The following is a 26,084-nucleotide window of genomic DNA, read 5'->3' as shown; positions in this document are numbered from 1 at the left end:
TATGGCAGTTCAAATATTAGTAAATTTGATGCTTTCTGTATTTTGGTTATTCGTCACAGGCAGCTATACATTTAATAACTTTATTTTAGGTTACTTATTCGCACTTTTATTAGTTTACTTAATGCGTGGCGTATTACCAGGTAGATTCTATATCATCACCGTCTATAAAATTGTGCAACTATTCTTGGTATTTTTAATTGAATTAGTAAAAGCAAACATAGATGTTATACGTATTGTAATTAAGCCAAAGATTGATAATGAGCCAGCCTTCTTTACGTACCATACAGATTTAAAAAATGACTGGCAAATTGCATTATTATCCAATTTAATCACACTAACACCAGGCACAATTGTGTTAGGTGTTAGTGATGATCGTACAAAAATATATATACACAGTATCGATTTCACTACAAAAGAAGAAGAAATAGAAAGTATCAAATCATCCCTTGAAAAAGTGGTCAGAGAGGTAGGCGAAAATTAATGAACTATAATATTATTTTAATCATTGCGCTAGTTATTGTAGCTTTATCAATGTTAGGCATGCTTGTTCGTGTAATTATCGGCCCTTCTCTTGCTGACAGGGTCGTCGCACTTGATGCAATGGGTATTCAACTCATGGCTATTGTTGCACTATTTAGTATTTTCTTAGGTACAAAGTATATGATTGTTGCCATTTTATTGATAGGTATTTTAGCCTTTCTTGGCACAGCAGTATTTGCAAAATATATGGATAAAGGTAAGGTGATTGAAAATGATAACGACGATCGTCATTAGTATTGCACTTATCTTAGTCATTTTAGGCTCCCTTATCAGTGCCCTAGCAGCTATTGGTCTATTACGTTTAGACGATGTATACGCCAGAGCTCACGCAGCCGGTAAAGCTGCAACACTAGGTTCAATGCTACTAATTAGTGGTGTATTCTTATTTTTTATCGGTCGAGAAGGTTATGTAAATATGCAATTACTTATAGGTATTTTGTTTATTCTAATTACTGGGCCCTTAGCAAGTCATTTAATTATCAAATCAGCTTATAATTTACAAACACCTGCTTCAAAGCGAACGAAGCATGATGAAATTAAAGAAGATTTGAAAGATACAAAATTATAAAAATAGATTACTTGGATTTGGTTTAGTACATTTCCCATTCTCCAAGTGCTGTCTATAAAATATTTGTGGGAGAGACATGTGTCTCTCCCATTTTTTTATTTACTAAACTTTCATATTCATATGTTTATTACTCTCATAATTTATTTACAAAATCAGTTGTTATAAAGTATATTACATGATATATTAAATCGTAATTGTTACGATTTAAATAAACAGGAGTGATTTTATGACAACATGGACAATTATTGGTGGTGGATTACATGCAGTAACTATCGCTATTAAATTAAGATCTTTAGGTTTAAAAGCATCACAATTATCAATTATTGACCCAAACCCTAATTTATGTGCTCAATTCGATAATTTTTCACAACGTATCGACATGCCTTATTTACGTTCACCATGTGTACACCATGTACATCCTAACCCTTTTCATCTAAATCAATATGCTAAAAAAATGCATTATACTAATGCTGCATATGGACAATACAAACGACCTAACCGAAATATGTTTATCGACCATACACATGATTTAATTCACTCATATCATTTAAATTCCTGTCATATTCAAGGATATGTCAGTGATATTAAGCTGAATAAACAACAATGGCATATGCAATTGAACAATCAAAGCTGGATCAGTTCAGACCATGTAGTAGTTGCATTTGGTTGTAATCATGAAATATATGTTCCTAAACTATTTCAAAATCAACCTGACATTTCTCACATTTTTGAAAATGAACAAAATAATTATGCAGGTACATCGCATGTCGTTGGTAGCGGTATTTCTGCAGCTCACCTCACGTTAAGGCTTTTAAAGGAAAACAGTAATAATCAGATTCATTTATGGATGAATAAAGCTATAAATGTCCATGACTTTGACGCAGATCCTGGATGGCTAGGACCTAAAAATATGAAAAAATTTAGTGCTATGCAATCTTCTATTGATCGTTTAAACACAATTAAAAATGAGAGACATAAAGGCTCTATGCCAAAAGAACTAGAATTAAGACTTAAAAAGTATATTAAAGACGGTCGTCTTAAAGTACATATCAACGAAATAACAGATATAGTTAATCACCATATTTGCACTGACACTTATTGTATACATTACGACCATATATTATTAGCTACAGGCTTTAAAGAAACGATTATGCAACAACCTTTAATCCAGCAATTAATAACAGAATATCAAGCTCCTGTATGTAGCTGTGGGCTACCTTCAATTACATCAAATTTAGAATGGCTCCCTAACCTTTATGTAAGTGGTGGATTGGCTGATTTAGAACTTGGGCCATTTGCGCGTAATATTATGGGAGGACGTGAAGCCTCATTAAGAATCGGAGAAGCTTTTGAACATAAACAGTACAACAAATCACAGAAGCATTATTATAATCATGATCCCTTAAATACCAAGCAAAGCATAAAGCAATAAAATATAAACACAATAACGAAATTTTTATTTTTTTATTCTAGATAAAGCATTTCATTATAATTAAAGATGTCTATAATTAAAAATATCACTACTAAATAAGACAAAAATAAAGGCCAGAACCATCTCAATAGATGTTTCTGGCCTCTATTTTTATTAATTAACGTTTTAATGGTTTTATAGCAATAGTACCTCGCATTACACAAATTAATCTATCTTTATTATCTTTAATATCAATAGACCATACCTGTGTGGTTTTTCCTTCATGAATAATCGTAGCAGTTGCAAATATAGTCCCTTCAGTAGTTGAACCTATATGATTGCCATTCATTTCTAAACCAAGTGGTACATATTGTTCAGTATCAATTAAATAAGCAGCTCCCATAGAACATGCTGTTTCACCTAGTGCTAGACTAGCACCTCCATGTAAATAGCCAAATGGCTGTTTTACATTGTCTGTCACAGGCATAGACATTACCATTAAACCACGTTCTTGTTTCACAACTTTAATATCTAACGCATCTAACATATTAGCCATTGTGTCACCTCATTTTCTTTATATACCTTTTATAGTACCATAGCAGCAATTGTTCCAAAAATAATTAATGGAATATTGTAAAATAGAAAGTTAGGTATACAAGTATCTCTAATGTGATCATGTTGTCCATCAACATCCAAACCTGCAGTAGGGCCAAGAGTAGAATCACTTGCCGGCGAACCTGAATCCCCTAATGCACTGGCTGTACCTATTAAAGCAATTAATGCCATAGTGCTTAAACCTAACGATTCTCCTAAAGGTACAAATAACGTAGCAATGATTGGAATAGTAGCAAATGACGAACCAATGCCTAAGGTAACTACTAAGCCAATTATATACATCACTATAATACTCAATAACTTGTTATCACCAACAACACCACTTAAACTCTCAACAAGCTTGCTAATATCTCCGGTTTCATTCATTACTCCTGCAAAACCATTAGCCGATAAAATTACTACTCCGATAAATGACATGATTTTTATACCATCAACAAACTGCTTGTCTAATTCTGTCCATTTATATGCTCTTGAAACAAAGAATACAAGCACACCTGCTAACGCACCAAAGATCATAGAGTCTGTTAATAATTGCACTAAGAATGTTGCTATAATTGAAATAACAGTAACTATAAGTACGTAGGGTTTAATTTCTATTTGGCTATTATCTTTAATCTCTTCATGTTGAATGTATTTTCTTGGCTTTCTATAATAAAAGATACCTGCAAACAATCCAAAAATATAACCTAAAGATGGAATAATCATCGCTTTCCAAATCATGTCCATTTCAATTGGGTGATTTGCTTTGGTAAAACCATTCTGAATAATTTGGTGGAATATTTGACCAAAACCAAAAGGTAATAAGACATAAGGCCAACATAAACCAAATCCTATTATAATTGCTATTTGTCTTCTATCAATATTCAGTTCATTAAACAAACTAATTAACGGTGGTATTACAATAGGAATAAACGCAATATGTACGGGTATTAAGTTCTGACTCATAATGCTCATCACTAATAAAGCTAATATGATGATTACTTTCACTTTAATACGTGACATCTTGCTATTTTCAGCATGGATACCATTTATAATTTTATTCACTAAATAATCGGTAATTCCACTATAAGAAATAAGCGCTGCAAAGCCACCAAGCAATGCATAACTTAGTGCTACTTCTGCACCGTCTACAATATTCTTACCAAAAACAGACACGATATCTGAAACACTCATACCTGCAATTAATCCACCTACTAAGGCACTGATAAACAAACTGATTACTACATTTAATCTACATAAACATAAAATAATCATCAGTACCACTGCTATTACTACAGCATTTATCACAAAGCACAACTCCTTTACCACGTTATCGAACTAAAGCATCATGAAAACTATAATATCAATAACATGAGCACTTGTCAAACACAACAAATAATTTATTCATTGATTTCTTATTCTACTTTTAATAGTTAATTGTATGATGTTCATTTTGTATCTTTAAAAGCCTAATTACGCACGATTAATAGCATCATCATTTCATCTCTTTTAGTGTTTTAAATAACTAAAAAAGTGGAAGTATAAAATCAATATTTTAAAATTAACTTCATACTTCCACTCAAAAACAACTATATTTCTATTAATTTTTAAAGTATTAGTTATGATATATTATTAACAAATACAACAAATTAAAGAGAACGCGTTATGTTAGCGTGTTTCTAAACTTTCATAATTATTTTAAATTGCGTAACCATTCAACTATTGTAGGAATTAAGTATCCTGTCGGCCCTTTTGGACCTTTATACGTATTTTTATTGATGGTTGCAGGGCCAGCTATGTCAAAATGCATATGAGGTGTATCTCCTGCAAAATGATTGATAAACGTTGCTGCAAATAAAGCTTTGCCTTGCCCATTTGTATGATTAACTAAATCTGCAACATCACTATTTTTGATTAAATTACGTTCAGTAGTTGTCATAGGTAATTCAAATACAAATTCATCATTAGTCTGTGCATAATTAAGTATTGTTTGTAAATGATTTGTTGCATTATGACTAAACACGGCAGCCTTATCATCTCCTAAAGCTACAATGGCTGCACCTGTTAATGTTGCAAAATCTAAAATCACTTGTGGCTGGAATTGATTCGCATAGAATACTGCATCACCTAATACCAAGCGACCTTCTGCATCTGTATTCAACACTTCAACTGATTCGCCACTTAAAGCGGTATATACATCATCCGGTTTCATTGCAGTTTCATTTATCATATTTTCTGCTGCAGCAATAACACCGACAATATTTATTTTCAATTTAAGTTTGCGAGCAACTTCTATCATTCCTACGACGTTAGCAGATCCACACATATCGAATTTCATCGTTTGCATGCCTACTTTTCCTTTTATAGAATAACCACCTGAATCATAAGTAATACCTTTACCTACTAATGCAATAGGTGCTTCATCTGTTTTTCCACCATTATATGTTAATGTAATGACTCTTGGTCCATGTTTAGAACCTTTACCTACTGCATGAATTAAGCCAAACCCTTCATTTTGTAAAGTCTCATGATCTTTAATATCAACATCTACTTCTGTCTCTTTAAAATAATCGCAAATAGAGTTTGCATAATATTCAGGAGTTAAAATGTTTGGTGGTATATTACTATAGTCACGCGCTAAATTTATTGAACTGCCAATAATTTGACCTTCTTCAACAGATTTCAGTATGTCATCATCGTCTGTATGTATATCTAATGTTAGTTCATAAGGCGTAGATTTATCTGTTTTATAGTTATCAAATTGATAGATCGCACGAACACCTTGTTGCCCTAATATCTCTGCAACTGCATTTCTATTTAAAGCTTGCGCTTCAAAAGTTTCTAATTTAAAAGAGGCTTGTGTAATACGGTTTTGTTTTAAGTATTGAAACAGATTTCCAAATATTTTCAAATAGTCATTATAAGCCAAGGTTTTGATATTCCCTATGCCAACAGTTATCAGTTTGATATATTCATCATGTATTGTAAACATCGTGCTGGAAACTGTACCAATAGTAGTATTAACTATTTGATTTTGTTTTAATAATTTTAATTTATCATTAATATTTTCACCATTAATAATGATTTCCCCTAACTGATTTAAATGTTCAGGCAAACCGATAATCAGGGTGTTTGTTGCTATGTCGTTAGTATTTTTAAGGTTAACTAACATATACTATCTCTCCTTTATTAGTTTGAACTTCTTTTTAATGCATTTTAAAGTAATACTATTAAAAAGTATAATAAAAAGAGACCGGACATAAATCATGTCTCGGCCTCAGATATGTTTTAGATAATGATGACTGTAGTATAGAAACTTTTCCCTTTCATCCACTTTTCATCAAGGTCTTGGCGGGACAATAAAATCATTTTAGAAAGTGTTTTTTTCATCCCGCTCCTTTAAAAATTTTCATCACAGTTAGATATGTGAATTACATGTTTAAATTCTATATTAAAATTTACCTTTTTTGAATGCTAAACCGATACCGCCAAGTTTAAATACTGCACGAGTATCAATAACTTTCTTCATGAATGCTGCTTTTTTACCTTGGATATCTTTACCATAAACAACACCAACACCATCATGCGCACCTAATGAACATACAGTACCACGATCAACATAATCAAATTCTTGAGTTGGTTGACCTTCTAATACATTTTTAATGTTTTTAGCAGTATGTTCACCTTGTTGCATAGCGATTTGTGCTGTAGTTGGTAATGGGCGTTCTTCTCCAGCAGGGATAAATGCAGAACAGTCGCCAATAACAAAGATATCGTCATAACCTTCGATAGTTAAATCTTGTTTAGTTACAATACGTCCACGTTTTACGCCTTCGAATGATTCTTCCATTAATTTACTACCACGAACACCAGCAGCCCATACAACTGTATTAGCTTCTAATTGTTCTTCTTTGTCATTAACTTTTACAACGAAACCTTTTTCGTTAGCTGCAACAATCGGTGTACCAATTTTGAATTCTACACCTTTATCTTCTAAGTAACTTACTGCATAGTTAACTAGTTCGTCAGAGAACATCGGTAACATTTTAGGAGCAGCTTCAACACAAGTAATTTTCACTTTGCTTTGCTCAACACCATATTTATTACATAATTCTGGAATTCTATCAGTTAATTCACCTAAGAATTCAACACCAGTAAATCCAGCACCACCAACAATGATTGCTAAATCTTTATCATCTTTTTGTTTTGAAGATGCATAGTTAGCAAATTTATCTTCGATGTGACGAGATAATTGACGAGCAGTTAATATGTTTTCAATTTGGAAAGCATGATCTTTCATACCTTTGATACCAAACGTTTCACTTTCAAAGCCTAAACCTACAACTAAGATATCAAAGTCAAAGATTCCAGCATCTGTTTCGACTTTTTTCGCGTTACGATCAATTTTAGTAACTTCTGCCTTAACAAAGTTAACTTTGTTTTTGTCTACAACACTTTCAACTGGATATAGTAAATCTTCATAGCTAAGAGTACCTGCTGAAGCCTCGTGTAACCACGTTGCTTCGTAGTGGTAATCATTTTTATTAATTAATGTAATTTCAGCTTCATCTGCTGAAATTTGCTTTTGTAATTTTGTAATAGTTTGTAAACCGGCATAACCAGCGCCTAGAACTAATACTTTTTTACGATCTTGAGCCATTTCATTCACCTAAGCTTTCTTAATTTTTTTGTTGCTATAGTCTTTTTCTATACCCCATTCGCAATATAGTAATTCACAAAAAAGACATTTTTCATCCAATACTAATTTTATAGTTTTTACTGCTGATTTTCAAGCACCAACGACCATATTGTTTATTATTTCACATAAAAGATTAAAAGACTATAGTTTACACTTATTTTAAGTGAACTATAGTCTTTTAATCTAGATACTATAATTTAGCAATCTTCTGGTGAACCAGCAACTTTTGCAGTTCTAAACGAACTACCACAACCGCATGAAGCAATTGCATTAGGGTTGTCTATTTGGAAGCCACCGCCCATTAGTGATTGTTTAAAATCAATCGTTGTTCCATCTAAAACTGGTTTATCATATTTATCTATTAATACTTTCAAACCATGAAACTCATATATTTCATCATTTTCAGCAGGTTCAGCTTCAGCAGACATACCATAAGTTAATCCGGTACAACCGCCACCGTTCACCTTAACTTTCAAATAACCATCTGCCATATCATTTTGCTGTAACATATCCTTAACTTCATATGCAGCAGCTTCAGTCATTTCAATAATAGCCATTATTTTTACCTCCCTAAAAAATCCATGTTTCTTCTATATGTGCGTAAATTTTTTGTAATAAATCATCCGGCGAATCACCTTCAACGATATCACCATTCACTAATGCATACAACCCACTAGAACAAATGCCACAATTTTGTAAACAACCATATTCTAATACGTCTACACCTGGGTCATTTTCAAGCTGATTATATACATAATCTCCACCCTTCGCTAAATTCGAAATGCAGAACTCGATTATTGGATTCATAATACACCCTCTCATAAAATATCAGTTAAGCAATTATAACAAAAACGTTATTGTTATTTCTACATACTAGCTTATAAAATATAACTTGATAAATAGTTAGAAATAATATGCACTTTGCATTACGTACACAATAAAATTGCAAGAAATAATGTCCGTTAAAATAAAATATATATTTTTAATAATTACAATTTGTCTTCTTTATTTGTAGTAACAAATAAAAAAGCATATAATAAATATAAGTAAGCTGATTATAGAAAATTGGTATATCGATGCAGGACGAAATATGATTTAACCAAATTATATTTAATAACTTACATTGACGAGATAACAAGTTCAATTACCTACTATAGAAGTAAGTAATTGTATGTTTATGCTCAATACAATTTTTACTAGAGGGGTATCACAAATGAAAAACTTAGTATTATTAGGTGGCGGTTATGGAAATATGCGTATCATGTCACATATCTTACCATCTGCACTGCCTGAAAATTATACGATTACATTAATAGATCGTATGCCTTATCATGGTTTAAAACCAGAATTTTATGAATTAGCAGCTGGTACAAAGTCAGATAAAGATATTCGCATGAACTTTCCTGATTCAGATAGAATTAACAATGTCTATGGTGAAATCAATGATATTAATTTAGAAGATCAAATTGTTTCTGTTGGTAACACGAAAGTAGACTATGATGAATTAGTGATTGGTTTAGGTTGTGAAGATAAATATCATAATGTCCCTGGTGCTGAAGAATACACGCATAGTATTCAAACACTTTCTAAATCACGTGAGACTTTCCATCATTTAAGCGAACTACCAAATGGTGCCAAAGTAGGTATCGTTGGTGCTGGATTAAGTGGTATTGAATTAGCTAGTGAATTAAGAGAAAGCCGTAAAGACCTTCAAATCTTTCTTTACGATAGAGGCGAACGTATTTTATATCGTTTCCCTGAAAAACTTAGTAAGTATATTGAAAAATGGTTCAACGAGCATGATGTAACAGTTGTTCCTAATTCTGATATTAATCGCGTGGAACCAGGTCGCATTTATAATAATGACGTACCTGAAGATGTGGATTTAATTGTCTGGACTGCTGGAATTCAACCAGTAGAGTTAGTAAGAAATTTACCTATAGACATTAGTAAAAGTGGTCGTGTGATTTTAAACCAATATCACCAAGTACCAACTTACAAAAATGTGTATGTCGTAGGTGATTGTGCAGAATTACCACATGCACCAAGTGCTCAACTAGCAGAAGCTCAAGGCGACCAAATTGCAGATGTTATGAAATTACAATGGCAAGGTAAACCTCTACCTGAAAAGATGCCAGAAATCAAAATACAAGGTTTCCTTGGTTCCTTAGGAGACAAAAAGGGATTTGCTTATATTATGGATCGTACCGTTACAGGTCGCTTAGCTTCCATTTTAAAATCCGGTGTACTTTGGATGTATAAATATCATAACGGTTAATTAATGACTTTAGTAAATATAAACTAAATGAATTAATTTTATTGAAAGTCCATTTTATTTTTAAAAACACAGGCACCGTCATTTGTTAATGACGGTGCCTGTGTTTTTAAAAATAAGATTTTAGTACCGTAAACTTTATATGATTAATAGTCATAACTTAAGTATCTTTTTAATCGAATTAATTGATTTAATGATTATCTAAAAAGCGAGTTATATCCTTCAATTGTACATATCCATCAGAAACATACTCGTCATTCATAGTTATGAGTGGATAAAAGAGTTCATCATCTTGAATACGCTCAATAAATTGTTGATCATGATCTGACAGATTTTCGGTATCTTTTTCGATATCGATATACGTAAATTCAAATTGTTTATCTGGATACTTTCTCTGTAATAATGGTTGCAACCAGTCAAATGTATTACGAGACGTCGGTGCGTTGACACAACTTGCACAAATAACATCTGCCCCATAAACAACAACACTTATTTTGTCCATATATCTTTTCCCCTTTTATCTTGAATTATAGATTTTTCGTTACATTTCTATTATAATAAAAAGATAAGTAGAAAATGAAATAATATACTTGAAAGGAGGCATTTCCATGCCAACTGAAAACGTAACAATGTTTGATCAAGTAGCGGAAGTTATCGAAAAATTACGTCCCTTCTTACTACGTGATGGTGGTGACTGTTCCCTTGTTGACGTAGAAGACGGAATTGTTAAATTACAATTACATGGTGCTTGTGGTACATGCCCAAGTTCAACAATTACATTAAAAGCAGGTATAGAACGTGCTTTACACGAAGAAGTACCAGGAGTAATCGAAGTAGAACAAGTATTCTAAATAATAGATGCTTTAAATATAACATCAGAAAATTTGGTTCCTTTCGAACACTTTTATAAGAAACAGGGCAATGAACCTTCAATACGATTGATTTCATTGTCTTGTTTTAATTTTCATGCGAAAATTCCTTTCAATATTTCACTTAATTGTTTAAATATTGAAAGGAATTTTTATTTTTAGTATGTTATTTTTGGTCCATATGTTCATCGATATTTTTAGTGATGTATACCCAGCCTTTCCAGCCAATATGTACTGCATCACTTACAACATATGGTTCATAGTCTTTATCTGACATATCGTATGTCTGTCCGCCATGATCCACTATAGTTTTATCAATTTTTTTATATATTTTCTGACGTCTATCTTTATCAATACCGATGTGGTCATACCACTTACCGTTAGAAGGTATAATTATATAGTCAACATCCGCACCAGCTTCTCGTAATGTATCTACGAGTAATTCTAAATCTTTAAATTCAGGAGAATTTTCCCTAAATTCATGATTTCTATTAATTTTTCGTTTATGTTTTTTGATTAAATCCCAATATTCATCTCTAATACCAAATTCATTTGTTTTTGTATGCTTCGCGCCATAGATTTCAGCTTCTGTCATCATATCATTCCAAGAATCATTTTTTGAAGTAATAGGATCGATATGCGATACAGGCGATTTTCTCAATGGATACACAGATTTAATAGCTTCAATTTTCTTCAATTGTTCATCATTAAATTTTGAAAGATAATTTTTATTTTTTTGTGTTTTTCCTTGTGCCACTTTTTCTAAATATGCACGATTCTCCACATCTTTAAATTGTAATAATCGTTTGGCATAACGTTGTTTAAGTTCAGGGCTTAATTGCTCTTGGTTAAACAATTGATTGAGCTGTGCCTTTGAAATACGCGCCTTAAAATTATCTTGTGTTAAGCCATTTTTTGTAAACCACTGTGGTGAAACAATAAATGCCATTTTCTTATCTTTCAAATTCCCATATTGTGAACCTAGTTCCACAGCATTTACTAAATCTGTCGAACCACCAGTACCAATTAAAAATGGTTTCTTACTAACTTGATTTCGATTATTTAATAAAATTGCTGGATTAAATGGATCATCTTTTTCTAATTCACTAGAACCATATATCGGATAATAAGCATCAGACTGATACATTTTATCTTGCACTAAAATTCCTTTTAGTACTTGATCTGTTAGAGCAACACTTTGCGTAGCTACTGTCTTGGAATTAATTAACCCAGTGAACCAACTTGCTGGCAACACTAAGAAAATTCCAAACAATACAAGACTGAAAATAATAGGTATAAACGGTTTTAATTTCATCGTAATTCTTCTAATACCGCTACAATCTTGTTAGGTGTCGCCCATTCATCTCTATCAAAATCCATAATCGATACTTCAATATCTAATCTATTTTGAATCTCTAACAAAAGACCTACCGTTTGAAACGAATCAATAATCCCCTCTTCAAAAAGCTCTACGTCTGGATTTTCCTTAATGACATTATTTTCAGCAACTTCAGTTAATAAATCTAATACTTGTTCTCTAAATTCCATAATAAATCCTCCTTATAATTAAAACAGTTTCCCAGAAAAGATAAGAAAACCAAACGTTACAAAATGGAATGTAACAATAATACTTAACATTGATGTATATTGGTTAGACCACCTTGGCGGATGATTTTTCCGCCATTTTTCATAATAACCATAACCAATAAACAAAACTGCGTGATATAAACCATACAAAATATAATGAACTTCAATACCATGCCAAATACCCATAATTAAAAAGTTTAATGAGAAAGCAATATTAGACATTGTAAATTGATTTTTTAATAAGCGTTTTTTCGACATAAAAAATAGCGATCTCATATAGATACAATCTCTAAACCAAAAAGACAAGGACATATGCCATCTATTCCAAAAATCTTTAATATTCTTTGCTTTAAACGGTTGCTTAAAGTTTTGTGGCGTCTGTATGCCATATAAATAGCTAAACGCCATCGCAAATAATGAATAACCAGCGAAATCAAAGAATAGATACAAACTATATGCATACATATATAACCATTTAGCAGTGAAATTTGAAAAATCTAACATTAATGGATTAATTGTATAAACTTGTATTAAATAAGCAATAATGTATTTATATAAAAAACCTAACATGATGAAATGTATTGCTTTATTAAGTGATGCTCGATAACTTTCGCTACTTTGTATTTTACTTTCATCTTTAACAAAACGTTTGTAGCGGTCAATTGGACCAGATGAAATTGTAGGGAAAAACGAAATAAATTGAAATACTTTACTAGCTTTCACTTCTTTTATTGAACCATCACGAATTTCCATTAATAATTGAACACTTTTGAAAGTAACATAAGAAATACCTAAGAAACCTATAAATTCAATTACTTTATTTTCATGGAGCTTTAATTGTGCAGCACCAAACCATGAACTTTGCATTACTTTCACCACTACAAGTGGCAAGATTGATAAAACAATAACCGTGAAAAACTTTATAAATGAGTTGTTTTTTGAACGTGATTTCCAATAAAACATAATGATTGCTACTTGCCATAATAGATATAAAACAAAGTTTATAAGTTGAACACTTAAGTATGCTTGACCAAACAAATTATGTTTATCTGAGGAAAAAATGAGCACAATCATAATAGCTGTACTTATACCATTATAAATACGGCTTCTTTTTCCAGCTAAACCTAATATAATTACCGGAATTAAAACTATAAATGCTATAAGAAAGAACGTAAATGTACCATATGGAATCATGCTAATACATCCTCGGCAATCTGCTTACGATCTAATTTTCCGTTTATTGTTAAAGGAAATTGTTCTTTAAATATAATCTTTCTCGGAATCATATATTCTGGCATCGCTTGTTTAAGTTCTTGTTTAATATCGTGTATCAACGTTTGTTCATCTTTGTTATCATTTAAGTCATTCAACACTACAACGCCTTGTAATTGCGTTACTTTATCGTTTTTGTACACTGGTACAACAATTGCTTCTTTGACTACATCTAATTGTCTTAAATGAAATTCTATTTCTTCTAGTTCCATACGGTATCCATTTAATTTCACTTGAAAATCTATACGCCCTGTGATAAACCATAGGTCACCTTGAACTGTTGCTTTATCACCAGTAAAATACGCCCTGCTATTATCTATATTTTTAAACACTGCATTAGAGCGTTGCTCATCTTTCACATAACCTTCACTTATGCATTGTCCAGAAATGATTAATTCTTCATTTTCGGCTAAAGACAATTGCGTTCTCGGTCTCACTTTACCTACTGGTAATGGATTATATTGATTAATAACTGCTTCAGTAATTAAGATACTTGTAACTGCAACTGTCGCTTCTGTCGGCCCGTATGTATTATAAATATATGCAGATGGGAAACATTGCAACAACATCTTAGCAGTTTTATGAGGTAAAATTTCACCACAAAAGAAAAATTCTTTTAAGCTTTCATAGTGTGCTTCAGATAAATTAGGTAACATTAAGCACATTTCCATAAAGGATGGTGTAGACACCCAAACGTTTATATTGGATTGCTCTAACATATCATTTAATAATTTTGGTTTGTTAATCATTGTCTTATCTACTAAATTTAATGTGCCTGCAGTAGCTATACATGGATAAATTGCCATTACAGATAAATCAAATGAAAATGGTGCTTGATTTAGCCATTGTTGATTCTCACCTAATTTATTCAAATCTACCATCCAGTTCGTAAATTCGTTAAGACTTTCATACCTAATTTGTACACCCTTAGGTTCCCCAGTAGAACCCGATGTAAAAATAGTATACGCAATATCTTGATCTTTAATTTTAGATTCAAGTTCAACTGTACGATTATCCGTCAAAAGTGTTTCAGTATTAATGATTTCTCTGCCATTACTATCTAGTGAATGTTCACTTGTATTAAAAATAAAATCTGGGTTAATTTTTTCAATAATAGTATTAATACGTTCTTTAGGCATTGATATATCAAGTGGTACATAACCACACCCCGCTTTTATGCTAGCAATCATTCCAACAATCATAAATGGTGACATATGACCATATACAATTAATGGACTTTTAGTATCTTTGATTAAATCGGCGAGTTTATTTGCATATTGATTTAACTCTCGATACGTTAATACATTTGTATTATGCTTTATCGCTATTTGCTCAGGGTGCATTTTTTCATTTTCAATTAATGAATATATAATATCCTTCATACTATTCTCCTCAACTAAAATTCATTATAAATAAAGTTATTATGCGTATCTCCAGAACCATAAATTAAATACAGTGCTATAAATATTGCAAAATATAAAAGCGTTAATAACCATGGTTTAATTTTTTGATATTTCGTTGTATTTTCCATCTCTGTACGCATTTTTCACCTCTTCTTTTAGATTATTTTTTTATATTATTAACTATTTATTACATAAGTAAGTTTTTTGTTGTAGTGCTATTTACACTACTTTAACATTTTACCAACTTATTATACATTTTTTATGATGTTGTGACAATCGAATTAACATTTTTATATATAACAAAAATGTTAGATTGTTCATTTTATAGAGTTTTATAAAACCAAAACTACTGTCAATCCTTAGTTTGTTTTACATAACATGATTCAAAGTTATATTTTATTATTGTGAAAATCATGTAATGACTAGTTATAAATTAATATTAAAAACGCTTGACTAACGCTATAATTTCACGATGTAGTTGATATCTATCGCATATAAAATATGCAATAGATTAATTATATTGCTACGGAAAATGTACAAAGTAATGTGTAAAAATAATAAGTTATTTTGAAAATAATTCATTATATCCTTACTTTTAAATTTAATATATAGGTATTTAATTGGGTCAAATTTATGACAAATTTGACTCTTATTCACTTAGTTTTTATATGATAGTCTTTCCGTCATTATTGATAGTCTAATAATTAAAATTTCACATAAAAATACGCCTCTATTTTTAACAGAGGCGTATTTCTATATTATCGTTAAGTAATTAATGCTCTAACCTTTTTATTTTAAATTAGGATATAATAATACAAAGCATAGATATATTATCTATTTACAAAATTTATTTTACATTGACGGGTGTTTTAGCTCGTTGATTATTTAATACTAATCTTATATTATCAACACATAATTGAATCATACGATTTCTAGTTATAACAGACGCGCTTCCAATATGTGGGACGATAACCGCATTATCCATTGATAATAAAGGGTGTGCCATGTCTATAGGCTCTTCACGCAGAACATCTAGTCCACAAGCTGCAATCTGTCCGTTTTGTAACGCAAATGCAAGTGCCTCTTCATCTACGACAGAACCTCGTCCTATATTTATAAAAATAGCATCATTTTTCATTTTTTCAAATGCTTGAGCATTAAATTTATTTCTAGTTTCTTCTGTAAGCGGTGCAGTACAAATAATAAAATCACTATGTTCAAGCAAAGTATCAAAAGGAACGTACAATGCACCAAGTACTTTTTCAGTATCTTTATTTCTAGATCTATTATGATACATTATCTTAGTATCAAAACCTTTTAATCTTCTTGCAAATGCCTTACCAATCTCGCCCATACCATATATTCCTACATTGGCATTAGACAAATCTTTTCCGGCAAACAAGTATGGTCCCCAACTTTTCCACTCTCCATTTTGAACATACTTTTCAGCTTCCACAATACGTCTAGCTACTGTTAACATTAATGTAAATCCAAGTTCTGCAGTTGTTTCAGTAAGTACACTAGGTGTATTAGTTACAGTAATCCCTTTGCTATTTACAAGGGGTACATCTATATTATCAAAACCAACTGCCATATTAGCAATCACTTTCAATTTTGAAGCAGCTTTGATAACTTCACTATCTATTTTTTCACTTAAAGTAATCAAACAAGCAGTTGCATCTTTAATAGACTCTAGAAATTGCTCTCTTGGCATTGGTATTAAAGACTCTTCCCACATTTCAACTTGTGCAATAGTCTCTAATTGATCTATAAATGGTTGTGGAATACTTCTACTTACAATGATTTTTTCCATTCAATCACTCCTAACTCTCGAGTTCTTTGATAACATCATTTAAATCTTTAAATGTATATGTCGGAGGTACTGGCTTCTGTCCAATTTCTTCTTTGGTTGTTACACCCGTTTGTACATGAATCGTATCAATATTCACATTGATCCCCGACATAATATCTGTGTCGTATAAGTCACCGACCATCGCAACCTCTGAGCGCTCTAATCCTAAAATGTCTAACGCTTTTTTCATAATAATTGGTTCTGGTTTACCGATAAATGTGGGTTGAACGCCGGTTGACACTGTGACCACGCTTGTAATCGCGCCATTTCCAGGTAAAAATCCACGTTCCTTTGGTATAGATACATCTTGGTTAGTTGAAATAAATTTCGCACCATTACGCACACCTAAAGTAGCAGTTGCTAATTTTTCATAGGTAACGGCTTCATCTAAACCAATAACAACATAATCTACAAATTCATCTTCTTTAACTACTAATCCTTTGTCTGTTAACGCATGTTTCAGCCCGCTACCACCTAGCATATATACACTTGCTCCTGGAGATTCCTCAGCAATATATTCTGCAGTAGCTAGCGCTGATGTAACCACCTCATCAGCTTGTGCGACTAATCCCATTTTATTTAACTTTGCAGCTACTTCTTCTGGATCTTTGGTAGAATTATTAGTCACATATAAATGTGGAATTTTGTATTGATTTAAATATGATATAAATTGAGACGCACCATCTATATGTTCATCACCTTTATATAAAGTACCATCCAAATCAATTAGGTAAGCTTGATATTTTTTCATATTACTTATTCTCCTTTTTTGCCAAATGCAGTTACAGGTACATCTTCACTCTTTAAAAATTGTATAACTTCTTCTACATATGTTTGATAATAAGATACCGATTCATCAAAAAGTGGTACTAATTTAACGGTATCAAGTTCATCATAATAATGAACAAATTGTTTTCTAACATCTACAGTTTTATTGATTTGATTTTGTGTATCTTCTGAAATCACTTTTTCCAAAGCTAAGATATCTATTACGTCTCTATAATTTCCTGGGTCTCTTAAGATAAAACCATCAATAATCATGTTTCCTATGTCTACTGCTGATTCAATAAACATTTGTGCTATACGCTCGAACGCATAAACATTCTCTTTGTTTTGCGGATAATCTTCAATAAGTTGTTGCAAGTAATTTAATTTTGTATTTAATTGATCTTTATTCACGAAATACATCTTTTCACCCCTATCAATCTCATCATACCATACCTTTGCAGTCGAATTCATTTATGGTTATACTGTAAATTAAGACTTTTTAACTAAATTAAATATCTATAATAATTAGATTTGTAAAATAGAAGAAGTAAGGAGTGTTTCAAAGTGATTGATATGTATCTTTATGATGATGATGAATCTGCTCAGGTGCAATTTGTTGGTTTTGTTGGTGAGCATAGTCGCTATGACCTAATGTTAGTCCAAACAAACCGTCATTTCGGTAAAACGATTGTATTAAATATGCAAACGAATCAATTTGGTATAATAGGTACCGACGATTTAGAAGAAGAAGGTTATATTGCCCACATCTTAGGAGTTAATGAAGACGAAGGCAATGAAATTTCAGAATACCTTAATGAAGTGATTCAATAAACGCGCACTAGTATATAAATATTATTAACGTAACAAACTTTAGCTAAGTAAAAATACTTATATTAATGTTAGTAAATCAATGCTATGTATATATGTTCTCTTCTACAACATAAACCAAAAGCAACTTTATTCGTTTTTTGAATAAAGTTGCTTTTTTAATTCGGACTATTCTATTTATGTGTCAAATTTTTAAATACACTATACATACATTACTATCGCACGTAATACTAAAGTATATTGTAAATATTATTTAAAGCACTATATAATCAAAATTATTATTTTTCAGTATCTTGAATACTAGGCTTTATTTTAACATCATGCAACTTATCTTCTTCAAAATCTGTTTCAACTATGTCATTTGACTCTACATAATTTTTCATTTCTGCTTCTGGAATACGTCTTAATATAAAGTACGGGCAACCAAAATTACAATATTCTAATAAATAATCTTGAATTGTTGAGAAGCGTTTGCTTAATTCGGCTTTCTTATTAGAATCTTTATAAAAACCTTTTAACCTCAGTTGGTCATAACCAAAATCTCCAACAATAAAATCATACTTATCTAATATATCTGAATAGCGATTGACAAATGTTTCTTCATCAAAACATTCTCTATAATCTTCTATGATTTCAAAAAATTGTCCATTTAACTTTATCATGTCATTCACCTAATCTAAACGCATCAAATTACTATTATTCACTAGCTAATTTATTAATAAATAGTTCTTTGACTTGTATGTAATTATATTTTACTTCTAAGAAAGACTTAGCTCATTAGTATTGCGCATCACCACAACTGTATCAAATGAACTAAGTCTTTAACTAACTTATTTATTTAAATGCTTACCAATTTCTGTACCAAGTTGCTCTTCACCAATACGGTGTTTTTCTTTAGCCGCTTCATTCACTTGCTCGTCGGCATGATATGAACTTCTTACAAGTGGTCCTGCTTGGCAATGTTTAAATCCTTTATCCATTGCTACTTTTCTTAATTTACCAAATTCTAATGGTGTATAATATTTTTCAACTTTTAAATGTTTACGTGAAGGTTGCAAATATTGACCAATCGTTAAAATATCAACATCATTAGCGCGTAGGTCATCCATTGTTTCATAGATTTCCTCGTGTGTTTCACCTAATCCAACCATAAGACTTGATTTTGTTGGGATATCAGGTTGTAACTCTTTAGAACGTCTTAAGAACTCTAATGTACGATCATAAGTTGCTCTAGCACGAACTCTCGGTGTCAAACGGCGGACTGTTTCGATGTTATGGTTTAAAATGTCTGGTTTTGACGCCATTAAAGTTTCTAAAGCATCATAGTCTCCACCCATATCTGAAGGTAAGATTTCTATTGATGTGAAAGGATTACGCTCACGTACTTTACGTACAGTTTCAGCGTATACATTTGATCCTGCATCTCTTAAGTCATCACGAGCCACAGCTGTAATAACAACGTGTTTTAAATTCATTAATTCTACAGATTCAGCCACGCGTTCTGGCTCATCTAAATCTAATTCATTTGGAAGTCCTGTTTTAACTGCACAGAAACGACATGCACGTGTACAAACTGCACCTAAAATCATAAACGTAGCTGTACGACGTTCTCCCCAACATTCATGTATATTTGGACACTTTGCTTCTTCGCAAACTGTATGTAAATTCTTTTCGCGCATCATTTTCTTAAGACCAGTGTAGTTTTCGTTAGTATTTAGCTTTATTTTCAACCAATCTGGTTTACGTAAAATCTCTTCATTTTTAGTAGCCATAACCGCACAATCCTCCTGATTTGAAATCTCTAATCATTATAACGAAAATTCAGGTAAATTAAAACGTATAAAGTCATATTTTAATATTCCAATAATTTTTCTTTAAAAATATCTCTTAAAAACTCTGGCATCAGGTAATCTATAGACTGATCTTTTAAAGTAGGAAAATAGCGTCCAAACGTATACATATCAATCGTTCCTAATATATACGTTTCTTCATCATTTATTAATTCACCGTTTATAAAGTAACGTGATTCAGACTCAATAAATCCTAAATTATATAAAATATAGCCGCCAAAAATATTACCTCTAAAACCCAGACCTTGGGCATGTTCATTAAGATATTCTTGTTTTTGACTTTTGATTATTATATTTTTCAACTCTCGCCCACTTAATCTAATACGGACTGCGTTAATAGGGTGAGGTAACATCTGATGTATATCATACTCCGTTAATCGCTCTGCCTCTATGCCATTTACGATGAGTCCTGCATTAATAATTGTACAGTCTGCATTCGTAAATTCAAAAATACTTTCTGCTAAAATATGAGTTGTTTGAGTAATGGTGTCTGTTTTTCTAGGTAAAGAAATTGGTCGATCAATCACTGAATCATTTAACAACATTTTTCCTTCTTCATCAAAATGAGTCTCAACTTCTGGTAATTTGTCGAGTGGATGGAGTATTGCTTGTTTTTTTATTATGTTATTATTTTCAATTTCTAGTGTGACTTCCCCTAAAAAATGCCCATATTTTCCTGCTGCAGCCATCAAAACACCATTGTTAATCTCACCATTTTCAAAATAGTGGTGTGTATGACTACCTAAAATCAAATCAATTTCTGGAATTTCTTGGCATAATTTTTCGTCAAAGAATACACCAACATGACTCATAATCACAAGTAAATCATAAGCACCTTCATTAGCTTTTATTTCATCTTTAATTGCTTCTAAAGGATTTGTAACAATCCAGTCTAAAGCTCGATAAAAAGGAGTGAATGGAGCAGTAGCCGCAATAAATAATATGCGTACTCCGTCTATAACTTTTATGAATGATGATGACATATTACGGGGTAAATGCCCATGTTCATCAAAGACATTCGCACAAGTGACATCGAATGTTGCATTGTCATATAAAGTATTTAACGCATCATGAGAAATAGTCATACCTTCATTATTACCAATAGTAGCGATATCGCAATGCGCCGTATTTAATAATTCGACGTTTTTTATCCCCATAGTTGCTTCAGTGACAGGCGCCGAAAGGTCAACATGGTCGCCAATATCTAAATATAGTGAATGATGTCTTAGTTTTGATCTCTTTTGGGTCAAATACTCTGTAATTCGTGCATATTCATGTAAGTGACTATGTATGTCATTTGTGTGATAAATTGTTAATTTCATCTATAGTTCCCCTCCTTCGTTTTATAAAAATGATTTAATTATTAAATATATACCCATAATTAACATTACTGTACGCAACAATATTACAACGGTCTCTGATTTTACCGAATGATTAATTTTCACGCCAATCTTCGCACCGAAATAACTTGCAAATACTAGAACAATTGCATATAACCAAGCCACATGACCTTGTGCAATATGACCTACTGAACTCATAACACTAGAAAAGAAGATCATCATCATGCTTGTACCAACCGCCACATGTGGCGGGAATCTAAATACAATTAACATTAGTGGTGTCATTAATGCGCCACCACCTATACCTAGTAACCCTGTTAATATACCAATAAATAATGTTGCTATAAAAGAAATTAAGGGTGGCACATGATAAAAATATTGCTTACCATAACCATCAATATAACTCCGTTCGTACTTTGCTTTAGCAAATATTTTTAATGGTCTTATTTTCTTTCGTATTACAAGCAAACTTGCTACTAATATTAAAAACAAACCAAAATACAAGTTAAAAGATGCTAATGTTAAGTAACGGCTTATTACAGATCCAACCAACGCCCCAGGTAGCAAACCAAATAAAAATATCGAGCCATTTTTCACATCAACTTGTTTTGTTTTTAAGTATCCCAACGTTGAAGATAGTCCAGTTACTATCAATATAACTGATGAAGTACCTATAGCGACTTGAGGCGTTATACCTTCAAGTAAATCATGATCAACACCTAAATAAACCAGCGTAGGTACAATGATTATACCTCCACCAATACCAACTAACGATCCTAAAATTGCTGAAAAACCGCCAATTAAAATCAATAATATTACTGTTAACATTCAATCGCTCCTAAAATAATTTTAATTGTTGTGGCGCTAAACCCTGATAATCTATGCCCAATAAACGTTGATAGGTTTTAGCATTGGGTGCTGCATGTCCACCAGAATTATTATTAAAAACGACGTAAATATCTTTGGCTTTATGTTCTAGTACTTTTACTTTATCAATTAAAGCTTTTAATTCTTGTTCACTATAATCATATAAATACCTTACTTCTCTCCATTCATCATCCATCATATCTTTTTTAGTCCATCCATGTACATTTCTTCCATGGTACCGTACAAATGCAGTTTCATTTGTAATGCGGTTAACCATCGGTACAGAACCTTGACCAACTTGAGGTTCATCACATACTGCATGAATGATATCTTGCTGTGTTAAGAATGACAATGTTTCTTCTTTAAAAGACTCATTAAACCAAGATTGGTGTCTAAATTCTACACATACAGGAAATGCTTCCAATTGTGCGCGGATATAGCGAATATAAGTTATATTCTGAACAGTACAATCAAACCAAGGTGGAAATTGTACCAACACCATCGCAAGTTTATTCTCATCTTTTAATGGTTGAAGCATCATTTTAAATTGCTCTACTAAAGTTTGCCTTGTATCAGCAAAGTCATGATAGTCTGCATGCAAAGTTAATGCTTGATGTATTTTCACTATAAATTTAAATCTTTCAGGTGTTTCTTTTATCCATTTTCTAATATTTCTCTCAGGTTGAATTGCATAATACGTTGCGTCCAATTCTACGATTGGAAAATGGCTTGCATATGTAGTTAATTTATCCGTCTTACGCTGCAAGTCTTCATACAACGAATCATGGTCCCCCCAACCTGTTAACCCTATATTTATCATAGTATCACCAAGTTAATGATACCATATATGTTTTAATGGATTCACTTGATTAAATTTAATTTACTATAACTTAAAAAAGTAAATGTTGATACTTTATAATTTATCGAATGTATTTAAAAACATATAAAGACATGCTAATTATAGTTAGTGTTAATTTTCAATAATAAAAAAGAGAAGTAGTATTGAAATCAAAAGTTTAAAGTTGATTTCAATTTATACTACTCCTCTTGTCTAAAAAACACTATTTTTAAAGCTAAGTTATAGGTTAATAAGTAAATTACATATTGCGTTAGTCATATATTTATAGTTATTCACTGATTCAATAGTTGGTTTGCTTGTTGTACAATACGTTCCATCAGTGTTGATGCCGACGAATATTGTGCTAATCTAGGGCTTTGACCACTCCATAAATGTGTCCACTGCGCATTACCTTCTCTAGCCGCTTCTTTGCGAATTGCGCTAGTCAATTGATTTTGTATAGGGTAATCTGGGATATCTTCATTGTATTCACTCATCTTATGAATAAACTCATTATCTATGCCTCTCGCAGGTTTTCCAGTAAAGACATTTGTAACTACAGTATCCGTTTCTTTACTATGTTGAATTGCGTTTTTATAAAGTTGGCTTGCACCGCTTTCCTCCGATGTTAAAAATGCCGTCCCCATTTGTATACCTTCAGCACCTAAAATCATACTAGCGACCAAACCTCTGCCATCCATGATACCACCTGCTGCAACGACAGGTATACTCACCTGGTCGACAATTTGAGGTATGAGTGACATCGTACCTATGAGAGGGGTAAGATTGCTGGACGTTTCTGTAAAAGCTCCCCTATGTCCACCTGCCTCACTGCCCTGAGCTATGATAGCATCCATACCTGCACTTTCATTAGCAATCGCTTCCTCCACACTTGTAGCCGTTCCTATAACTTTAATATTTCTTTCTTTTAATCTGGTAAGTATTGATTGTTCAGGAATGCCAAATGTAAACGAAACTACAGACACACCTTTTTCAATCACGATATCAATCGTATCTTCAAACTGCTGTTTCTCACTTATATTAACAGTAGGCTCATCTATATTTAATGCTCTGCGATATGGTTTTAACCAAGCATTCATGTGCTCTACTTTTTCAGGAATAAATAACTTCTCACTAGGCACAAACAAATTCACTGAATATGGTAAATCAGTTAATTGTTGTACATAAGTGATTTCTTTTTCCAGTCGTTCTGCACTAAAATATCCTGCGCCAATCGTTCCTAATCCACCACTATTACTCACTGTCGCGACTAATTCAGGCGTGGTCGATCCTGCCATGCCAGCTTGTATAATTGGATATTTAATATTTAATAATTTAGTAACTCTAGACGATAATTTCATTTAATCTGCCCCTTTGCCTTTTTAACAAAATAACACCATTAAACCACGATTAAAATCATATATTATTTTTATTGTACGCCTTCATTTGTTCCTCTAGTTTTTCATTTTCTTCTTCATCCATCTCGTCTTCTATTTCCATACCTAACATTTCTTCAATAAGGTCTTCATGAGAAACAATAGCTTCCGTACCACCATACTCATCTAAAACAATGGCTAAATGTTTACGTGAAACTGTCATTTTCCTCAACACCCATTCAGCACGATTATGCTCATTTACAAATAAGGGTTCCGATGTATATTTTAAAATATCATTCTCAGGTTCACGGCTCCATGCTAATAAATATTTAGAATGAAAAATACCTATAACTTGATCGATATCTTTACCATATACAGGATAACGTGTATATGGATTAGAAACTACAGTCTCATAAGTTTCTTCATACGAAATATCTGAAGGAAATGCAGTAACATTTATGCGTGGGGTTGTATCAATGTCTGTAATCTTTAATTGCTCAAAATCCATAACCCCTTGAATACGATTACGCTCCATTTCATTAAACGCGCCTTCGCTACCTGCAATGGTAACCATCTGTCTAATCTCTTCTTTTGAATAACGTTGTTGCTCTTCCTGTCCTTTAGATAAAAATCGGTTAATTGCATCTGTTATACCATTTAAAATTTTAGTGATTGGTTTAAATATAAAGACGAAAAACGATATAGGTGTATACACTAAACGTGAAATTCTATCTGGATATGTAGCTGCAATTGACTTAGGAATAACTTCTGAAATAACAATGATAACTACTGTTGTTACTGCAGTTGCGATCCCAACATTTAAACCCAAGTCTACTGCTAATATTGTAACTAATGTAGGTAAAATAATATTCGAGATATTATTCCCAATCAGTATCGCCGTGATAAATTCACTTGGTTTTGTTAATAATTTTGATAATTTCCCCGCTTTTTTATTTCCCTCTTGAGCATCTGTTTGTATTTTCATCCTGTTTGCAGCAGTTAATGCGGTTTCACTTCCCGAAAAGAAAAATGAGGCAAACAAAAGTATGATTATACCAATAACCATAAATTCATGACTCCTTTAATAAGCTTTATTAATAAATTCACTTTCATATTATTTCCCACTTTAATAACTTTATAAACGCAT

At 32.0% G+C, this 26,084-nt stretch carries 29 protein-coding genes; 7 read left to right on the top strand and 22 right to left on the bottom strand.

Annotated elements, in window-relative coordinates:
* Position 1: 1 nt before the first annotated feature.
* The 4 genes from ACSUE0_RS09595 (at position 2) to ACSUE0_RS09580 (ending at position 2,540) form a co-directional block, all read left to right on the top strand.
* Entirely contained in the window at positions 2–481 is a 480-nt protein-coding gene (locus ACSUE0_RS09595; protein ID WP_119614583.1) for a Na+/H+ antiporter subunit E, read from the top strand.
* Positions 481–774 carry a Na(+)/H(+) antiporter subunit F1 gene (locus tag ACSUE0_RS09590; RefSeq protein WP_038678212.1) on the top strand — a complete coding sequence of 98 codons (294 nt, stop codon included), beginning with the start codon at positions 481–483 and terminating at the stop codon, positions 772–774. Before ACSUE0_RS09595 ends, ACSUE0_RS09590 begins: the two co-directional genes overlap by 1 nt.
* Complete coding sequence (locus ACSUE0_RS09585) at positions 752–1,108, top strand: Na+/H+ antiporter subunit G1 (protein ID WP_119614582.1); 357 nt, start codon at positions 752–754, stop codon at positions 1,106–1,108. The genes ACSUE0_RS09590 and ACSUE0_RS09585 overlap by 23 nt, the downstream gene beginning before the upstream one ends.
* 226 nt (positions 1,109–1,334) lie before the next feature.
* Positions 1,335–2,540, top strand: a complete 1,206-nt coding sequence (locus tag ACSUE0_RS09580) for an FAD/NAD(P)-binding protein (protein WP_436957135.1) — start codon at positions 1,335–1,337, stop codon at positions 2,538–2,540.
* A gap of 157 nt (positions 2,541–2,697) precedes the next feature.
* Here ACSUE0_RS09580 and ACSUE0_RS09575 read toward each other — a convergent pair whose 3' ends face one another.
* The 6 genes from ACSUE0_RS09575 to ACSUE0_RS09550 form a co-directional block, all read right to left on the bottom strand.
* Positions 2,698–3,075 (bottom strand): hotdog fold thioesterase, encoded by a 378-nt coding sequence (locus tag ACSUE0_RS09575; protein WP_017722353.1) that lies wholly within the window; start codon positions 3,073–3,075, stop codon positions 2,698–2,700.
* A 29-nt stretch (positions 3,076–3,104) separates the two neighbouring features.
* The gene (locus ACSUE0_RS09570; RefSeq protein ID WP_119614580.1) at positions 3,105–4,421 is read right to left on the bottom strand and encodes a Na+/H+ antiporter family protein; all 1,317 of its coding nucleotides are present in this window, start codon (positions 4,419–4,421) and stop codon (positions 3,105–3,107) included.
* A 385-nt stretch (positions 4,422–4,806) separates the two neighbouring features.
* Complete coding sequence (locus tag ACSUE0_RS09565; protein ID WP_436957132.1) at positions 4,807–6,285, bottom strand: M17 family metallopeptidase; 1,479 nt, start codon at positions 6,283–6,285, stop codon at positions 4,807–4,809.
* Between the two features lie 279 nt (positions 6,286–6,564).
* Positions 6,565–7,773 (bottom strand): NAD(P)/FAD-dependent oxidoreductase, encoded by a 1,209-nt coding sequence (locus ACSUE0_RS09560; protein WP_119614578.1) that lies wholly within the window; start codon positions 7,771–7,773, stop codon positions 6,565–6,567.
* 236 nt (positions 7,774–8,009) lie between these two features.
* Complete coding sequence (locus ACSUE0_RS09555) at positions 8,010–8,369, bottom strand: HesB/IscA family protein (RefSeq protein ID WP_029377561.1); 360 nt, start codon at positions 8,367–8,369, stop codon at positions 8,010–8,012.
* 13 nt (positions 8,370–8,382) lie between these two features.
* Entirely contained in the window at positions 8,383–8,619 is a 237-nt protein-coding gene (locus tag ACSUE0_RS09550) for a YuzB family protein (RefSeq protein ID WP_017722358.1), read from the bottom strand.
* A 406-nt stretch (positions 8,620–9,025) separates the two neighbouring features.
* Between ACSUE0_RS09550 and ACSUE0_RS09545 the strand changes: the two genes are divergently transcribed.
* Positions 9,026–10,090: an NAD(P)/FAD-dependent oxidoreductase gene (locus ACSUE0_RS09545; RefSeq protein ID WP_119614577.1), complete on the top strand. Its 1,065-nt coding sequence runs from the start codon at positions 9,026–9,028 to the stop codon at positions 10,088–10,090.
* A 187-nt stretch (positions 10,091–10,277) separates the two neighbouring features.
* Here ACSUE0_RS09545 and ACSUE0_RS09540 read toward each other — a convergent pair whose 3' ends face one another.
* Positions 10,278–10,589 carry a YuzD family protein gene (locus ACSUE0_RS09540; protein ID WP_436957129.1) on the bottom strand — a complete coding sequence of 104 codons (312 nt, stop codon included), beginning with the start codon at positions 10,587–10,589 and terminating at the stop codon, positions 10,278–10,280.
* 106 nt (positions 10,590–10,695) lie between these two features.
* Between ACSUE0_RS09540 and ACSUE0_RS09535 the strand changes: the two genes are divergently transcribed.
* A complete protein-coding gene (locus ACSUE0_RS09535) occupies positions 10,696–10,938 on the top strand; it encodes a NifU family protein (protein ID WP_002483816.1) in 243 nt (80 codons plus the stop codon).
* Positions 10,939–11,122: 184 nt separating this feature from the next.
* On the opposite strand, the gene dltD is transcribed toward ACSUE0_RS09535, so the two are convergent.
* The 8 genes from dltD to ACSUE0_RS09495 form a co-directional block, all read right to left on the bottom strand.
* Positions 11,123–12,271 carry a D-alanyl-lipoteichoic acid biosynthesis protein DltD gene (gene dltD, locus ACSUE0_RS09530; RefSeq protein ID WP_119615047.1) on the bottom strand — a complete coding sequence of 383 codons (1,149 nt, stop codon included), beginning with the start codon at positions 12,269–12,271 and terminating at the stop codon, positions 11,123–11,125.
* Complete coding sequence (gene dltC, locus ACSUE0_RS09525; RefSeq protein WP_119615048.1) at positions 12,268–12,504, bottom strand: D-alanine--poly(phosphoribitol) ligase subunit 2; 237 nt, start codon at positions 12,502–12,504, stop codon at positions 12,268–12,270. Before dltC ends, dltD begins: the two co-directional genes overlap by 4 nt.
* Before the next feature lie 18 nt (positions 12,505–12,522).
* Complete coding sequence (gene dltB, locus ACSUE0_RS09520; protein WP_436957127.1) at positions 12,523–13,737, bottom strand: D-alanyl-lipoteichoic acid biosynthesis protein DltB; 1,215 nt, start codon at positions 13,735–13,737, stop codon at positions 12,523–12,525.
* Positions 13,734–15,197 carry a D-alanine--poly(phosphoribitol) ligase subunit DltA gene (gene dltA, locus ACSUE0_RS09515; RefSeq protein ID WP_436957125.1) on the bottom strand — a complete coding sequence of 488 codons (1,464 nt, stop codon included), beginning with the start codon at positions 15,195–15,197 and terminating at the stop codon, positions 13,734–13,736. The genes dltB and dltA overlap by 4 nt, the downstream gene beginning before the upstream one ends.
* A gap of 14 nt (positions 15,198–15,211) precedes the next feature.
* Positions 15,212–15,358, bottom strand: a complete 147-nt coding sequence (locus ACSUE0_RS09510) for a teichoic acid D-Ala incorporation-associated protein DltX (RefSeq protein WP_119615051.1) — start codon at positions 15,356–15,358, stop codon at positions 15,212–15,214.
* Between the two features lie 707 nt (positions 15,359–16,065).
* The gene (locus ACSUE0_RS09505; RefSeq protein WP_119615199.1) at positions 16,066–17,031 is read right to left on the bottom strand and encodes a 2-hydroxyacid dehydrogenase; all 966 of its coding nucleotides are present in this window, start codon (positions 17,029–17,031) and stop codon (positions 16,066–16,068) included.
* A gap of 10 nt (positions 17,032–17,041) precedes the next feature.
* Positions 17,042–17,821, bottom strand: a complete 780-nt coding sequence (locus tag ACSUE0_RS09500; RefSeq protein WP_119615198.1) for a TIGR01457 family HAD-type hydrolase — start codon at positions 17,819–17,821, stop codon at positions 17,042–17,044.
* A gap of 5 nt (positions 17,822–17,826) precedes the next feature.
* The gene (locus ACSUE0_RS09495; RefSeq protein ID WP_119615197.1) at positions 17,827–18,258 is read right to left on the bottom strand and encodes a DUF86 domain-containing protein; all 432 of its coding nucleotides are present in this window, start codon (positions 18,256–18,258) and stop codon (positions 17,827–17,829) included.
* 144 nt (positions 18,259–18,402) lie between these two features.
* Between ACSUE0_RS09495 and ACSUE0_RS09490 the strand changes: the two genes are divergently transcribed.
* The gene (locus ACSUE0_RS09490) at positions 18,403–18,669 is read left to right on the top strand and encodes a DUF3055 domain-containing protein (RefSeq protein WP_017722369.1); all 267 of its coding nucleotides are present in this window, start codon (positions 18,403–18,405) and stop codon (positions 18,667–18,669) included.
* 275 nt (positions 18,670–18,944) lie between these two features.
* On the opposite strand, the gene ACSUE0_RS09485 is transcribed toward ACSUE0_RS09490, so the two are convergent.
* The 7 genes from ACSUE0_RS09485 to ACSUE0_RS09455 all read right to left on the bottom strand — a co-directional run bounded on the left by ACSUE0_RS09485 (position 18,945) and on the right by ACSUE0_RS09455 (position 26,003).
* A complete protein-coding gene (locus ACSUE0_RS09485; protein WP_436957122.1) occupies positions 18,945–19,328 on the bottom strand; it encodes a YutD family protein in 384 nt (127 codons plus the stop codon).
* Between the two features lie 168 nt (positions 19,329–19,496).
* Positions 19,497–20,438 carry a lipoyl synthase gene (gene lipA, locus ACSUE0_RS09480; protein WP_017722371.1) on the bottom strand — a complete coding sequence of 314 codons (942 nt, stop codon included), beginning with the start codon at positions 20,436–20,438 and terminating at the stop codon, positions 19,497–19,499.
* A gap of 80 nt (positions 20,439–20,518) precedes the next feature.
* Positions 20,519–21,838 carry a bifunctional metallophosphatase/5'-nucleotidase gene (locus ACSUE0_RS09475; RefSeq protein WP_119614637.1) on the bottom strand — a complete coding sequence of 440 codons (1,320 nt, stop codon included), beginning with the start codon at positions 21,836–21,838 and terminating at the stop codon, positions 20,519–20,521.
* Positions 21,839–21,859: 21 nt separating this feature from the next.
* On the bottom strand, positions 21,860–22,684 hold the full coding sequence (locus tag ACSUE0_RS09470; RefSeq protein WP_119614638.1) for a sulfite exporter TauE/SafE family protein: 825 nt from the start codon (positions 22,682–22,684) through the stop codon (positions 21,860–21,862).
* Between the two features lie 10 nt (positions 22,685–22,694).
* Positions 22,695–23,543, bottom strand: a complete 849-nt coding sequence (locus ACSUE0_RS09465; RefSeq protein ID WP_119614639.1) for a DUF72 domain-containing protein — start codon at positions 23,541–23,543, stop codon at positions 22,695–22,697.
* Positions 23,544–23,854: 311 nt separating this feature from the next.
* On the bottom strand, positions 23,855–24,922 hold the full coding sequence (locus ACSUE0_RS09460) for an NAD(P)H-dependent flavin oxidoreductase (protein WP_119614640.1): 1,068 nt from the start codon (positions 24,920–24,922) through the stop codon (positions 23,855–23,857).
* Positions 24,923–24,977: 55 nt separating this feature from the next.
* Complete coding sequence (locus ACSUE0_RS09455) at positions 24,978–26,003, bottom strand: hemolysin family protein (protein ID WP_119614641.1); 1,026 nt, start codon at positions 26,001–26,003, stop codon at positions 24,978–24,980.
* Between the last annotated feature and the right edge of the window lie 81 nt (positions 26,004–26,084).

The organism is Staphylococcus sp. AS1337 (assembly GCF_051408735.1).
GTDB classification, from domain to species: Bacteria; Bacillota; Bacilli; order Staphylococcales; family Staphylococcaceae; genus Staphylococcus; species Staphylococcus xylosus_B.
Note: the sequence above shows the minus strand (reverse complement) of the source record. Positions and strands in the feature narration are given on the sequence as shown.

What these genes read in the sequence shown, in the direction of transcription:
- ACSUE0_RS09475 (WP_119614637.1), bottom strand. Translation starts at nt 21,838, where the DNA reads ATGAAATTAACAATTTATCACACAAATGACATACATAGTCACTTACAT.
- ACSUE0_RS09535 (WP_002483816.1), top strand. Translation starts at nt 10,696, where the DNA reads ATGCCAACTGAAAACGTAACAATGTTTGATCAAGTAGCGGAAGTTATC.
- lipA (WP_017722371.1), bottom strand. Translation starts at nt 20,438, where the DNA reads ATGGCTACTAAAAATGAAGAGATTTTACGTAAACCAGATTGGTTGAAA.
- ACSUE0_RS09540 (WP_436957129.1), bottom strand. Translation starts at nt 10,589, where the DNA reads ATGGACAAAATAAGTGTTGTTGTTTATGGGGCAGATGTTATTTGTGCA.
- ACSUE0_RS09465 (WP_119614639.1), bottom strand. Translation starts at nt 23,543, where the DNA reads ATGATAAATATAGGGTTAACAGGTTGGGGGGACCATGATTCGTTGTAT.
- ACSUE0_RS09580 (WP_436957135.1), top strand. Translation starts at nt 1,335, where the DNA reads ATGACAACATGGACAATTATTGGTGGTGGATTACATGCAGTAACTATC.
- ACSUE0_RS09545 (WP_119614577.1), top strand. Translation starts at nt 9,026, where the DNA reads ATGAAAAACTTAGTATTATTAGGTGGCGGTTATGGAAATATGCGTATC.
- ACSUE0_RS09560 (WP_119614578.1), bottom strand. Translation starts at nt 7,773, where the DNA reads ATGGCTCAAGATCGTAAAAAAGTATTAGTTCTAGGCGCTGGTTATGCC.
- ACSUE0_RS09510 (WP_119615051.1), bottom strand. Translation starts at nt 15,358, where the DNA reads ATGCGTACAGAGATGGAAAATACAACGAAATATCAAAAAATTAAACCA.
- ACSUE0_RS09550 (WP_017722358.1), bottom strand. Translation starts at nt 8,619, where the DNA reads ATGAATCCAATAATCGAGTTCTGCATTTCGAATTTAGCGAAGGGTGGA.
- ACSUE0_RS09460 (WP_119614640.1), bottom strand. Translation starts at nt 24,922, where the DNA reads ATGAAATTATCGTCTAGAGTTACTAAATTATTAAATATTAAATATCCA.
- ACSUE0_RS09575 (WP_017722353.1), bottom strand. Translation starts at nt 3,075, where the DNA reads ATGGCTAATATGTTAGATGCGTTAGATATTAAAGTTGTGAAACAAGAA.
- dltD (WP_119615047.1), bottom strand. Translation starts at nt 12,271, where the DNA reads ATGAAATTAAAACCGTTTATACCTATTATTTTCAGTCTTGTATTGTTT.
- dltC (WP_119615048.1), bottom strand. Translation starts at nt 12,504, where the DNA reads ATGGAATTTAGAGAACAAGTATTAGATTTATTAACTGAAGTTGCTGAA.
- dltA (WP_436957125.1), bottom strand. Translation starts at nt 15,197, where the DNA reads ATGAAGGATATTATATATTCATTAATTGAAAATGAAAAAATGCACCCT.
- ACSUE0_RS09555 (WP_029377561.1), bottom strand. Translation starts at nt 8,369, where the DNA reads ATGGCTATTATTGAAATGACTGAAGCTGCTGCATATGAAGTTAAGGAT.
- ACSUE0_RS09565 (WP_436957132.1), bottom strand. Translation starts at nt 6,285, where the DNA reads ATGTTAGTTAACCTTAAAAATACTAACGACATAGCAACAAACACCCTG.
- ACSUE0_RS09505 (WP_119615199.1), bottom strand. Translation starts at nt 17,031, where the DNA reads ATGGAAAAAATCATTGTAAGTAGAAGTATTCCACAACCATTTATAGAT.
- ACSUE0_RS09495 (WP_119615197.1), bottom strand. Translation starts at nt 18,258, where the DNA reads ATGTATTTCGTGAATAAAGATCAATTAAATACAAAATTAAATTACTTG.
- ACSUE0_RS09590 (WP_038678212.1), top strand. Translation starts at nt 481, where the DNA reads ATGAACTATAATATTATTTTAATCATTGCGCTAGTTATTGTAGCTTTA.
- ACSUE0_RS09585 (WP_119614582.1), top strand. Translation starts at nt 752, where the DNA reads ATGATAACGACGATCGTCATTAGTATTGCACTTATCTTAGTCATTTTA.
- ACSUE0_RS09595 (WP_119614583.1), top strand. Translation starts at nt 2, where the DNA reads ATGGCAGTTCAAATATTAGTAAATTTGATGCTTTCTGTATTTTGGTTA.
- ACSUE0_RS09470 (WP_119614638.1), bottom strand. Translation starts at nt 22,684, where the DNA reads ATGTTAACAGTAATATTATTGATTTTAATTGGCGGTTTTTCAGCAATT.
- dltB (WP_436957127.1), bottom strand. Translation starts at nt 13,737, where the DNA reads ATGATTCCATATGGTACATTTACGTTCTTTCTTATAGCATTTATAGTT.
- ACSUE0_RS09485 (WP_436957122.1), bottom strand. Translation starts at nt 19,328, where the DNA reads ATGATAAAGTTAAATGGACAATTTTTTGAAATCATAGAAGATTATAGA.
- ACSUE0_RS09455 (WP_119614641.1), bottom strand. Translation starts at nt 26,003, where the DNA reads ATGGTTATTGGTATAATCATACTTTTGTTTGCCTCATTTTTCTTTTCG.
- ACSUE0_RS09500 (WP_119615198.1), bottom strand. Translation starts at nt 17,821, where the DNA reads ATGAAAAAATATCAAGCTTACCTAATTGATTTGGATGGTACTTTATAT.